Below are 11758 nucleotides of genomic sequence, written 5' to 3'. Positions count from 1 at the left end.
GGATCGGACGCGTTGGCGAGATAGTCGGCGAAGCCGTCGGGGCCCGGACCGTTCATCCATCCGGTCAGCTTCTGCAGGCCGTGGAGCACGAATACCGCTCCGAGCGCGAGGCGCAAGATCAGGAGGCCGAGATCGACGGTTCCTCGCCGCGCGGGCGCGACCGTGGTAGCAGTCACCGCTGCCGGCTCGTCCTCAGGTTCGTCGTCGAACGGCTCCGTCTCGACGGCGGGATCGTCGATCTGCATCGTCGGCTGCGGCTCGATGTACGGGAGGGGATCCTGCGTCAGGTGTTCGGCTGTGCGCCGCTCACCGCGCGGACGGTCCCGTTCGTCGTCGGGGTCTGCGAACGGCTCGGTTCTCACCGGTTCGTCGGACGACTGGACCGGCACCGAACTACGCGGCAGACGCGTCGTCCGCGAATCCTCGTCGGCTCGCGACTCCGACCCCTCGGAGTCATCGACGTCGGAGTAGGCGCGTGGCCCGTCGTCGACCCGCTCGATGACGGCCGTGTCGTTGTCGTCGGCAGGCGACGATGCGGGCTCGATCACCGATGTGGGCGGACCATCGTCGGAATGTCCAGCGCTCTCGACCGAGTCGTCCGTCGAGACGGGATCAGTGGCGTCGGCCGCGTCCTCTGCGGGCTGCGGGTTGGGTGCGGGACGCCGCCCCGATCGTTCGACACCATGCTGTTCGATGAAGTCGTCGCGGTCGGGTCGGGGGCGCCGCGGCCGCTGGCGCGACGCCGCACTGCCCGGCACCGGATCGTTGTCATTGGAACTACTCACATCACCGAGGTTATGCTGCCGACCTCCGCACGTGGCTTAGCGCCACCCGACGATTTGGTAACGATCGCATAGTCTGGAGTGATGCCGCTGCTTTCCAGTCTCTCGCGGCGAGCCGCCACAGCGGCCGTCATCCTCGCCACCGTCGCCGCTTCGGCCGGGTGTGCGAGCTTCGCAGACCAACAGCACACCGCCGACCAAGGCACCTTCAGCGAAGTGCCTCCCCAGACCGGGCAACAGTCACAGCCGACGCCCGAACAGCCGGACGAGCCCGCAGACCCGCCGAAAGGCCCCTGTGTGGACCCGAATCCTGCCGTTATCGCGACCTGTCTGGACCAGACCTCCGGTGTCCGCCCCGCAGACGAGCAGGGGCAGACGACGTACGTCGCCGAGCGCACGACCGGCAAGATCATCCTGTCCAAGCGGTACGGCCCGCAGCGCGCGATCGCTACCGTCCCGGTCGACGGTTCCGGCGACGGCGGCCTCGTCGACTTCGAATTGTCCCCAACGTGGATCGAGGATCAGATGATCTTCGCGCTCATCACGACCCCGTCCGACAATCGCATCGTCCGCATCGCGCCGACCGGGTCAGTGAAACCCGTTTTGACCGGTATCCCGAAGGGTGCGACCGGGAACATGGGCTCGCTCACGTTCACCGGACCGAACACTCTCACGGTGGCCACTGGTGACGCAGGAGACTCCGGTGCGGCGCAGAACCGTTCTTCGCTGGCTGGGAAGGTCTTCGAGATCGATCCGAACCGCCAGGACCCGCAACCGAAGATCCTCGCGACCGGGCTGGGTTCGAACGTCGCCCTGTGCCCCGATCCCGACGGCGGCGCACTGTACGTGGCCGACAGCGGGCAGGCGGGAGACCGGCTGTCGATGGTCAGCCAGAACTCACTCAAGACCTTATGGACCTGGGCCGACCGTCCCGGTCTGACGGGATGCGCGACCGGCACCGACACGATCAGCGTGTCGGTCGCCGCCGAGAAGCGGATCGACGTGTTCACCAAGCCGAACAGCGCGAGTCCGGTACTCGGCGAGCCGTCGGAGGAGGACCTCTCGAAGAGTTATGGAGCGGTCGGCCGGATGACGACGATCGGGTCCGCATTCCAACTGGCCACGCTGAACAAGACCGTGCCGGGCATGTCGACGAAGTCCTATGACGACCGCGTCGCCATCCACACCCCCCAGGGCGGCGGGGCCGAGGACCGAACGTGACCTGACTCGACGAGTCGCACCGAGCGTCGGGTCAGAGTCAGGCGTCAGGTCAGATCAGGCGTCGGGTCACTCGGCGCCGCAGGCGGCGAGGACGAGTTCCTTGACGCGAGCCGGGTCGGCTTGGCCGCGAGTCGCCTTCATCACGTCGCCGACGATCTTGCCTGCTGCCTGAACCTTGCCGCCACGGATCTTGTCGGCGATGTCGGGGTTGGCCGCGAGCGCATCGTCGACGGCCTTCTGCAGCGCGGAGTCGTCGCGCACCACTTCCAGACCGCGGTCGGCGACGATCTGCGCGGGCTCGCCTTCGCCGTCGAGCACCGCGGTGACGACCTGCTGGGCGAGCTTGTTGGTGAGCTTGCCCTCGTCGACGAGACCGATGACCTCGGCCACCTGCTTCGGCGTGATCGCCAGATCAGTCAGCTCGACGCCCCGAGTGTTGGCCTGCTGTGCCAGGAACGAGACCCACCAACTGCGGGCGGCGGACGCGGACGCACCGGCTTCGGCCGTCTCGATGATCAGGTCGACGGCTCCGACGTTCACCAGATCGCGCATCACCTCGTCGGATACGCCCCACTCCTGCTGGATGCGGGCGCGCCGGATCCACGGAAGCTCGGGCAGCGTCGCACGGATCGACTCGACCCACTCCGAGTCGGCGATCACCGGCGGCAGATCGGGCTCCGGGAAGTATCGGTAGTCCTCGGCGGTCTCCTTGCGGCGACCCGCGGCCGTGGTGCCGTCCGCTTCTTGGAAGTGGCGGGTCTCTTGAATGATCTCGCCGCCCGCGGCCAGGATCGCGGCCTGTCGTTGCATCTCGAAGCGGACCGCCGTCTCGACGCTGCGCAACGAGTTGACGTTCTTCGTCTCGGTGCGAGTACCGAACTCGGTGGCGTCCTTGCGCATGAGCGAGAGGTTCGCGTCACAGCGCATCGAGCCCTGGTCCATCCGAACGTCCGAGACGTTCAGCGACTTGAGCAGGTCACGGAGTGCCGTCACATAGGCGCGGGCGACCTCGGGGGCCCGCGCGCCTGCATTCTCGATCGGGCGGGTCACGATCTCCACCAGCGGGACACCGGCACGGTTGTAGTCGAGCAGCGAATGGCTGGCCCCGTGGATGCGGCCGGTGCTGCCGCCGATGTGCAACGACTTACCGGTGTCCTCCTCCATGTGTGCGCGCTCGATCTCCACGCGCCACGTTGTGCCGTCGGACAGGACGACGTCGAGGTAGCCGTCGTAAGCGATCGGCTCGTCGTACTGGCTGATCTGGTAGTTCTTCGGCTGATCAGGGTAGAAGTAGTTCTTCCGCGCGAACACGCTCGATTCCCGGATCGAACAGTTCAATGCCACACCGATGCGGACCGCGGACTCGATCGCCGCCGCATTCGCCACCGGCAGGGCACCAGGCAACGCAAGGCACGACGGGCATACCTGCGCGTTCGGGTCACCACCGAACGTCGTCGGGCACCCGCAGAACATCTTGGTCTCGGTGCCGAGCTCGACGTGGACCTCCATGCCCATGACCGGGTCGAAAGCCTCGATGACGTCGTCGAAGTCCATCAGATCGTCGATAACCGCACTCATGCGCTCCATCGTATCTGGGGGTCGATCTCGGGGATCGCACCGATGCCCGGATCCGCCTCTCGCTCGTAGCGTCGACAGCAGACACCCGACGACGAACAGGAGTTCTCATGGACGAGCAGCCCCCGTACACCACCCATCCGCCCGCCCCAGCACCCCGCAGACTCCGCCGTTCCCGCACAGACCGACAGATCGCGGGGATCGCGGGCGGACTCGCCGAATACTTCGGCGTCGAAGCGAGGTGGGTGCGAATCGCGCTGGTGGCATCCATCCTGCTGCCGGGCCCGCAGGTCCTCCTCTACGCGATCCTGTGGGCCGTCATTCCCGAAGCCTGATCCGCCCACGGATAGGCGCGATCTCGACCAGCGGTGGTCAACCGAAGATCGCTCGAGCGCCTCGGTAGTGATCGAGAGGGACGTTCTTGGTGTGGCCGACGGCGTCGGCGAACGGGACCCGGACGATGTCCATTCCGCGCAACGCGACCATCTGACCCCACGCCCCCTCGGCGACGAGATCACTGACCGCCTGACCGAACCGCGTCCCCAGGACACGGTCCCACGCGGACGGGACTCCGCCGCGCTGAATGTGACCGAGTACCGTCGCCCGGGTCTCGATCCCCGTCTTCTCCTCGATGAGAGGTGCGAGGACCTCGGCGATCCCACCCAGTCGTGGGCGGTCGAACCCGTCGAGTCCCTTGTCCGAGTGCGCCTCGTCCATGTCCGGCAGCATGAACCCCTCCGCGACCACCACCATCGGCGACCGGCCGCGGTCACGGACACTCTCCACCCACTCGCAGACCTGTTCGAGGCTCTCTGGGTGCTCGGGGATCAGAATGGCGTGGGCGCCGCCCGCTGTCCCGGCGTACATCGCGATCCACCCCGCATGTCGGCCCATCACTTCCAGGACCATGCAGCGCTGATGCGAGTTACCGGTGGTACGGAGGCGGTCGACGGCCTCGGTGGCGATCTCGACAGCCGTGTTGAACCCGAAGGTGTAGTCAGTGGCGTCGAGATCGTTGTCGATGGTCTTGGGTACGCCGACGATCGGGATTCCGTCCGCCAGCAGTCGATTCGCGGCAGCCATCGTCCCGTCGCCGCCGATCGCGATCACTCCGTCGACCTCGAGACGCTTCATGTGCGCGAGGATGTTCTCCGGCGTGCCGTCCGGCTCGGTGTACGGCCCGAACCGGCTCGTGCCGAGGATCGTGCCACCCTGCTGCGAGATGCCCCGGACCACGCTGCGCTCCAGTGGCATCACATCGCCGTAGACGAGTCCCCGGTAACCGCCTCGGTAGCCGACGAACTCTTGACCGTGCACGGTCTCGCCCTGCAGGACGGTCCCGCGGATCACCGCGTTGAGGCCGGGGCAGTCGCCTCCAGAGGTCAGGATCCCGAAACGCGCCATGTCGTCCTCTCACTGAAGGTGAAACGTCGGACTCCATGACAACACGCGAACCGCCGTCGAGGGCAGTCCCCTACCCTATTTGAGTCCGTTCTCGTACGCGAAGACGACGGCTTGCGCGCGATCTCGCAGTCCGAGTTTCGTCAGCACATTGCTGACATGTGTCTTGACGGTCTGCTCGGACACGAACAGTTCGGCGGCGATCTCAGCGTTCGACTTGCCGTCGGCGACCGTCTCAAGCACTTCGCGCTCGCGCGGGGTCAGCACGTTCACCGCGGGTGAGGTCTGTTTGGCCGTCCTGGACGTGACATCGGCGATCAGCCGTTTGGTCACCGACGGAGCGAGGAGGGCGTCGCCTGCGGCAACGACGCGCACCGCGCGGACCAGTTCGTCGGCTGGCGCGTCTTTGAGCATGAATCCGGAGGCGCCGATCCTCAGCGCGGAGTACACGTAGTCGTCGATGTCGAACGTCGTCAACATAAGGACGCGCGTCGACGATCCGCTCGAAATGATCTGCTGCGCCGCCCACAATCCGTCGCGGCCCGGCATCCGCACGTCCATCAGGACGACGTCGGGTCGTAGCCGCTGGCAGACTTCGACGGCGGCGATTCCGTCCTCGGCGTCGCCGAGGACGGACACCCCGTCGGCCGCGTCGAGCAGTGCGGCGAAACCGGCGCGCACCATGGCCTGGTCGTCGGCGATCACCACGGTCACACTCACCCGTGCAACCCTAGCGGTGTCGCAACGGGACGGTCGCGGTGACCGCGAACCCGCCGGCCGGGGTGGCCTGCGAGGTGAACGTCCCGCCGACGGCGGACGCGCGCTCGGCCATCCCGACGAGTCCGTGACCACCGCCGTGCTGCGGCACGTAGTCGGGATCTGCGGGCGGACCGTTGACGACCGACACGACCACCCCGCCGTCGGCATCGACTATACGGACCACGACACTCGCCCCCGGTGCGTGCCGGGCCGCGTTGGTGAGCGACTCCTGAACGATGCGGAAGACGGCTGCCCCGGCAGCGCCCGGGTCACCCCAGTCGGCGACACGGTCCGCGTATTCGACGGTCACACCCGCGGCCCGGACCTGGGCGACGAGCCCGGGCAGATCGTCGATCCCCTGCACCGGCCGGGTCGACGGTGCATCAGCGGGACGGAGGACACCGAGAAGCTGCCGCACCTCGTCCAGCGACTGCCTGGCCGCGTCGGCGATCGCCGTGAACTCTGCCTCGGTCGCCGGTCCGACCGTCTCTGGGGCGTCGCCGGCAGCCAACCGGTACTTCGCCGTCTGGGACATGACGACGACCATCGACATGCGGTGAGCGACGACGTCGTGCAGTTCCCGCGCGATCCGTGTCCGTTCGGCCAAGACAGCTTCCCTGGCCTGTGCGGTCTCGGTTTCGATGGTCTGCTCTTCGATCCGCTTCTGCGACGACAGCCGGTAACGGACGAACGCCACGCCGATCGTCGCCACGACGAGAGCGAAGATCCAACCGAGTCGCGCTCCCGGTGCCACGCCGATCACGAGGGCCCCCGCGGTGATCGCGGCGACGACCGGAAGTTTCGAGAGCGGTTGAGTGATCAACGCCGCGACCGTCATCGCGAACAGGACGAGGAACATCGGGATAGGCATCGGGAAGTCGACCCCTGGATGCGGGACGAAGCTCGCGACGGATCCGGTGACAATCACCATGGCCCAACCGGCGCGAACGGCCGCCGTGCCGGCAAAGATCAGTGCGATCGGCACGGATGCGATGACCGCGAACAACGGCAGCAGATAAGCGGGCATGGGGTGGGTCATCGCCAGATTCGGCCACGTGACCGCGATCATGGTCACCGCGCCAACCATGGCCAGCCAGTTCCACCCGCTGCCCAAGTAGCGGCGCAGGGTCGGATCGGGCACGAGCGAGATCGCGGCGAATGACATGCGACGCACACGCGCCACACCTTTGAGGGACGGTCTCTTCACCGTATCGACGGTAGAGTGGGCCACGGCGAGGACGCCTCCCCCACAGGATGGAGATCGTCCCGGTACTGACGGGTGACGGCATCGTCACTGACCACCGAGAAGTAGGGGGCGGCAATCGTTTCTGCGGGCGATCCCGATAGGCATCGCCAGTTGCGACGGTGAGTCCCATGACCACGACATCCGCTTCGAACAGCCTCCTGCGCCGTTCTGTCCGACGCCTCGGCATCGGCCTGGCCATCACCTTCCTGACTCTGCTCATCCTCGGCGGCGCAAGCGTCGCATCGGTCGTCGCCGCCTCACCCGGCCGCGTCGGCCCGATCACAAACGACGTCGATCGCGCGGTCGCCGAGCTCGTCGGATCCTCTCCCGGTGACGCGCTCACCCATCTGCCCGCGGGGTTCGAGTCGGCGATGGGCTACCGGCCGGTGCTGCAGGACTCTCGACCGGTCAATCCGGCGGGATCGTGCTCGTCGCCGATTCCGTTGCCCACCGGATTCGAGCCACTCTGCCGCGCACACGATTTCGGCTATGACCTCCTTCGATTCGGTGCACGCACCGATCATCCGGCGTCGCCCTGGGCACGCCGGGCGCTCGACGGGATGCTCGTCGACGCCATGCACGACTCCTGCACCGACCCCCTGTGTGAAGCCGCTGCCACCGTCGCTGACGGTGGCCTCTCGGTCAACTCATGGCGCCAAGACTGGCGAGCGCCGAAACGTGAGTCGACCTCCGACCTTCTTTCGACCGCAACGCTGCACGTGGTCGAGTCGGTCGGGACCAGGCGGTGAACCGCCGCGTACACCCAGCGATCATCCTCGGCGGCGTCATCGGATGGACCGTAGCGCTCTCACCGGGCCAACTGCCACGGCCTGCCATGCTCCTGGCCGCCGTCGGCACCGTGCTCGCACTGGTCGGCATGGGGATCGGCTGGCTCGTCGCGACCTTCGCCCGTGATCGCCGGGCCGGCGGCGAGTTCCTCACCGGAACGGCCGTCGTCGCAGGCGGACTCCTCATCGGCGCGCTGTGGTGGCAGACCCAGACTTCGGCAGCCATCGGAACTCCGCCGCCGGGGGTCGGGTGGGCGGCGACAGTCGCGGGAATCCCGTTGATCATCGCGTGCGCAGTGCTCTGGCTTCCGGCGCGGTGGTGGACGGTCGGCTCCCTCGTCGCCGCCCTCCTCGCCGCCGGTCCGACAGCACAAGCGCGCGCCACTCCGAACGTCCCCGACGACCCGAGGCTGTCGTACTCGCTGCTCAGCTCGAAGGCACTCGACACGCGGGCCCGCACACTCGTCGACGAGTGGGCGCTCACCGACGGGCCTGAGCAGGGCGCCGTGGTGATCACGGTCCCGACCGGATCGGGGTGGATCGACTCCACCGCGATCGAGGGATTCGTCCGACACTTCGACGGCTCGGTCCGCTTCCTCGCTGTGCAGTACTCCGACGTTCCCTCGTGGCAGGCCTACGTCCGTTCGCCTGAGAGCGCAGGGCGCAGCGCGATCGCCCTACTACGGGCACTCGACGGACGGCTGGCGTCGGCGGCGAATCCACCTCGGGTGTACCTCTACGGGCAGAGCCTCGGTGCGATCGGGGCCGACACGGCTCGCGCGTGGGCGGTACGCAATGACGTCGACGTCGCCGGGACCGTCCTGTCCGGGCCGCCCGCCGGGAGCGTCGAGTCGCTCCCCGACTGTGCGCGCCGAATCAGCATCGCGAATGCCACCGACCCCGTCGCCGACTTCCAGACCTCGCTGCTGTGGCAGGCCCCGCGCCACGCGAGCGGCACCCGGACCGTCGGCACGAAACCATCGATACGGGTGCCGTGGACGCCTGTCGCGTCCTTCGTCGGGACCGCGCTCGATCTGGCCGTCTCGCTGGACGGCCCAATCGGCAGCGGACATCACTACGGCGACGAGCAAGGCCTCTCCGTCGCGGAGATGCCGTCGGGGTGTCAGGCGATCGAGCCCCGCGCCGCCTCGTAGGCTGCCCCGACCTTGTACAGCCGGTCGTCGGCGAGCGCAGGCGCCATTATCTGCAGGCCGACTGGTAGGACCGCTCCCCCATCGCTCGCAGTGCCAGACGGCACCGACATCGCTGCGGTTCCGGCGAGGTTCACCGGCAGGGTGCACAGGTCGAACAGGTACATGGCCAGCGGATCGTCGACCTTCTCGCCGAGCTTGAACGCGGTGGTCGGCGTGGTCGGCGAGATCAAGACATCGACGTCGTGGTAGGCCTTCGCGAAGTCCTGGGCGATCAGTGTCCGGACCTTCTGCGCCTGACCGTAGTACGCGTCGTAGTAGCCGGAACTGAGCGCGTACGTGCCGATCATGATGCGGCGCTTGACCTCCGGGCCGAACCCGGCTGCGCGGGTGAGCGCCATGACCTCGTCAGCGCTATGCGTTCCGTCGTCACCGACCCGCAGTCCGTACCGCATCGCGTCGAAGCGGGCGAGGTTGCTCGAGACCTCCGACGGCAGGATCAAGTAGTAGGCCCCGAGCGCGTACGAGAAGTTCGGGCAGTCGACCTCGACGATCGTCGCACCGAGCGAGGTGAGCGTCTCACACGCCTGCTGAAACGATTCGAGGACGCCTGCCTGGTAGCCCTCGCCCTGCAATTGTTTGACGACGCCGATGCGGACACCCGTCAGATCCTTGTTCGCGCCGTCACGTGCCGCGGCGACAACGTCGGGAATCGGCGCGTCTATCGACGTCGAGTCCCGCGGATCGTGTCCGGCGATCACCTCGTGCAGGAGCGCCGTGTCGAGCACCGTACGACCACACGGTCCGCCCTGATCCAATGACGACGCGCACGCGACGAGGCCATACCGCGACACGGTGCCGTATGTGGGCTTGACACCGACTGTCGCGGTGACTGCTGCGGGCTGGCGGATCGAGCCACCGGTGTCGGTGCCGATCGCCAGTGGTGCCTGGTGGGATGCGAGCGCGGCAGCGCTGCCACCCCCCGATCCGCCCGGGATGCGGTCGACGTCCCACGGATTGCGGGTCACCTGGTAGGCGGAGTTCTCGGTGGAACTGCCCATCGCGAACTCGTCCATGTTGGTCTTGCCGAGGATCGGGATCCCGGCCTCACGCAGACGCCGTGTGAGCGTCGCGTCGTACGGCGAGACCCAGCCCTCGAGAATCTTGGAGCCACAGGTAGTCGGAGCGTCGGTGGTCGTGAAGACGTCTTTCAACGCGATCGGGACACCGGTGAGAGCGCTCGGTGCCTGACCAGCGGCGATCGTCTCGTCGGCGGTGCGCGCGGCGTCGAGCGCCTCAGCGGCTCCGACGTGCAGGAATGCACCGAGCTGATCGTCGATCTCGGCGATCCGGTCCAGGTGCGCTTGCGTCACCTCGACGGACGACAGTTCGCGGGAGGCGATCTTGGTGGCCAAATCAGCGGCCGACAGCCCGGTGATCTCGCCTGCGGCGCGGGTACTGGTCTCGGTCACTTATTCCTCCCCGAGGATCTGCGGTACGGCGAAACGGTCCTGTTCGACGGCGGGCGCCCCGGACAATGCCTGCTCCGGCGTGAGACCGGGCACGACGGCGTCCGGGCGCAACACGTTCTGCAGGTCGGCCGGATGAGCGGTCGGAGGCACGTCGTCTGCGGCCACTTCGGCCACCTGTGCGACGTGGGTCAGGATCGAGTCGAGCTGACCCGCGTACTGGTCCAGTTCGTCGTCGGTCAGCGCGAGGCGCGACAGTCGGGCAAGATGCGCGACCTCGTCCCGACTGATCGTCGGCGACGTTGCGGACTCCGGTTCGGTGGGCATCGCGAATGACCCTTTCTCGCCTGCGGGTTGGACGGTCTCCAGGGTATGTGAGACGCGCGCCGGCGCCGCAGTCGCCTCCGCTTGACCATCCGAAGCCGGTCGGTTCGGGTACTCGACCGGTAGTTCCGTCAACGATCGGGTATGAACTCTCGGTGGCCTCGTCGGCACCCGCGAAGTAGCGTGGACCCCATGATCATCGTCACCACCAACGAACTTCCCGGTTACCGGATCGAGCACGTGTTCGGCGAGTGCTTCGGCCTCACCGTGCGGTCCCGCCATATCGGGTCGAATATCGGGGCGGGTCTCAAATCCCTGGCGGGCGGCGAGTTGCGCGGCATCACGCAGTTGCTGCACGAGTGCCGTCAGGAAGCGTTGAGCCGGTTGGCTGCCGAGGCTCAGGGGCGCGGTGCGAACGCTGTCCTCGCCTTCCGTTTCGAGACCACCGAGTACGCGGGCGGCGGCGGTGTCGAGGTCTGCGCATACGGGACCGCGGTGGGCGTCAGCGCTGTCGCGGGCGGACCGCCGGTGCCGAACCAGCCGATCCCCCAGCCGACTCCTCAGCAGTAGACGGCGGTGTCGTACCTCCTCCGCCTCCGCCTCTCCGACCGACCAGGCAGCCTCGGCATGCTCGCCGTCGAGTTGGGCGCGGTCGGCGCGGACATCAGATCGCTGGAAGTCATCGAGCGCGGCGACGGTTACGCGATCGACGACATCGTCGTCGAACTCCCGTCGACGTCGCTGCCTGACACTCTGATCACCGCCGCTCAGAACGTGCACGACGTACGCGTCGAATCGTTGCGCCCGTTCTCGGACGTGCTCGACACGCACCTGGAACTCGAACTGATCGACGTCGTCGCCGCCGCCGGCCCCGATCGGCTGCAGGTCCTCGTCGATCACTCGCCGCGCGTGCTTCGCGCCTCGTGGGCGATGGTCGTCGCCCGGCCTGGCACCGATGTGTTGACGTTGTTCGCGAGTGCAGGTGCACCCGAGACGCCGTTGGCGCGCGCCGACTGGTTGCCGCTGCCGTCCGCCCGTGGAT

General features: G+C 67.5%; 12 protein-coding genes and 1 pseudogene. 6 read left to right on the top strand and 7 right to left on the bottom strand.

What is annotated here, in order from left to right; all coding sequences use genetic code 11:
• The coding region (locus tag ACTIMF_RS16640; protein ID WP_442351397.1) for a DoxX family membrane protein at positions 1-785 on the bottom strand (785 nt) is incomplete at its 3' end.
• Between the two features lie 81 nt (positions 786-866).
• Between ACTIMF_RS16640 and ACTIMF_RS16635 the strand changes: the two genes are divergently transcribed.
• Entirely contained in the window at positions 867-2003 is a 1137-nt protein-coding gene (locus ACTIMF_RS16635) for a PQQ-dependent sugar dehydrogenase (protein WP_442351396.1), read from the top strand.
• Between the two features lie 66 nt (positions 2004-2069).
• Here the strand turns inward: ACTIMF_RS16635 and gatB are convergent, their stop codons facing one another.
• Complete coding sequence (gene gatB / locus ACTIMF_RS16630) at positions 2070-3581, bottom strand: Asp-tRNA(Asn)/Glu-tRNA(Gln) amidotransferase subunit GatB (protein ID WP_442351395.1); 1512 nt, start codon at positions 3579-3581, stop codon at positions 2070-2072.
• Positions 3582-3688: 107 nt separating this feature from the next.
• Between gatB and ACTIMF_RS16625 the strand changes: the two genes are divergently transcribed.
• Entirely contained in the window at positions 3689-3913 is a 225-nt protein-coding gene (locus tag ACTIMF_RS16625; RefSeq protein WP_442351394.1) for a PspC domain-containing protein, read from the top strand.
• A gap of 37 nt (positions 3914-3950) precedes the next feature.
• Here the strand turns inward: ACTIMF_RS16625 and ACTIMF_RS16620 are convergent, their stop codons facing one another.
• From ACTIMF_RS16620 to ACTIMF_RS16610, 3 genes are all read right to left on the bottom strand, one after another.
• On the bottom strand, positions 3951-4982 hold the full coding sequence (locus ACTIMF_RS16620) for a 6-phosphofructokinase (protein ID WP_442351393.1): 1032 nt from the start codon (positions 4980-4982) through the stop codon (positions 3951-3953).
• 75 nt (positions 4983-5057) lie between these two features.
• A complete protein-coding gene (locus ACTIMF_RS16615; protein WP_442351392.1) occupies positions 5058-5699 on the bottom strand; it encodes a response regulator in 642 nt (213 codons plus the stop codon).
• Between the two features lie 10 nt (positions 5700-5709).
• Complete coding sequence (locus ACTIMF_RS16610) at positions 5710-6945, bottom strand: sensor histidine kinase (RefSeq protein ID WP_442351391.1); 1236 nt, start codon at positions 6943-6945, stop codon at positions 5710-5712.
• Between the two features lie 167 nt (positions 6946-7112).
• Here ACTIMF_RS16610 and ACTIMF_RS16605 point away from each other — a divergent pair, with 167 nt between their 5' ends.
• Positions 7113-7733, top strand: coding sequence for a hypothetical protein (locus ACTIMF_RS16605; RefSeq protein WP_442351390.1), 621 nt, complete (start codon positions 7113-7115; stop codon positions 7731-7733).
• On the top strand, positions 7730-8926 hold the full coding sequence (locus ACTIMF_RS16600) for an alpha/beta-hydrolase family protein (protein ID WP_442351389.1): 1197 nt from the start codon (positions 7730-7732) through the stop codon (positions 8924-8926). Before ACTIMF_RS16605 ends, ACTIMF_RS16600 begins: the two co-directional genes overlap by 4 nt.
• On the opposite strand, the gene gatA is transcribed toward ACTIMF_RS16600, so the two are convergent.
• On the bottom strand, positions 8896-10395 hold the full coding sequence (gene gatA, locus ACTIMF_RS16595) for an Asp-tRNA(Asn)/Glu-tRNA(Gln) amidotransferase subunit GatA (RefSeq protein WP_442351388.1): 1500 nt from the start codon (positions 10393-10395) through the stop codon (positions 8896-8898). The genes ACTIMF_RS16600 and gatA overlap by 31 nt on opposite strands.
• Positions 10396-10719 carry an Asp-tRNA(Asn)/Glu-tRNA(Gln) amidotransferase subunit GatC gene (gatC, locus tag ACTIMF_RS16590; protein ID WP_442351387.1) on the bottom strand — a complete coding sequence of 108 codons (324 nt, stop codon included), beginning with the start codon at positions 10717-10719 and terminating at the stop codon, positions 10396-10398.
• Positions 10720-10908: 189 nt separating this feature from the next.
• Between gatC and ACTIMF_RS16585 the strand changes: the two genes are divergently transcribed.
• Entirely contained in the window at positions 10909-11286 is a 378-nt protein-coding gene (locus ACTIMF_RS16585; RefSeq protein WP_442351386.1) for a YbjQ family protein, read from the top strand.
• 57 nt (positions 11287-11343) lie between these two features.
• A pseudogene (locus tag ACTIMF_RS16580) lies at positions 11344-11758 on the top strand (amino acid-binding protein); the annotation flags it as partial.

The organism is Gordonia sp. (in: high G+C Gram-positive bacteria), assembly GCF_052106715.1.
Taxonomy (GTDB): Bacteria; Actinomycetota; Actinomycetes; order Mycobacteriales; family Mycobacteriaceae; genus Gordonia.
This window is presented reverse-complemented; position numbering and strand designations above follow the sequence as displayed.

Coding starts and splice junctions, on each gene's coding strand:
- ACTIMF_RS16635 (WP_442351396.1), top strand. CDS start 867: ATGCCGCTGCTTTCCAGTCTCTCGCGGCGAGCCGCCACAGCGGCCGTC.
- gatB (WP_442351395.1), bottom strand. CDS start 3,581: ATGAGTGCGGTTATCGACGATCTGATGGACTTCGACGACGTCATCGAG.
- ACTIMF_RS16625 (WP_442351394.1), top strand. CDS start 3,689: ATGGACGAGCAGCCCCCGTACACCACCCATCCGCCCGCCCCAGCACCC.
- ACTIMF_RS16620 (WP_442351393.1), bottom strand. CDS start 4,982: ATGGCGCGTTTCGGGATCCTGACCTCTGGAGGCGACTGCCCCGGCCTC.
- ACTIMF_RS16605 (WP_442351390.1), top strand. CDS start 7,113: ATGACCACGACATCCGCTTCGAACAGCCTCCTGCGCCGTTCTGTCCGA.
- gatC (WP_442351387.1), bottom strand. CDS start 10,719: ATGCCCACCGAACCGGAGTCCGCAACGTCGCCGACGATCAGTCGGGAC.
- ACTIMF_RS16585 (WP_442351386.1), top strand. CDS start 10,909: ATGATCATCGTCACCACCAACGAACTTCCCGGTTACCGGATCGAGCAC.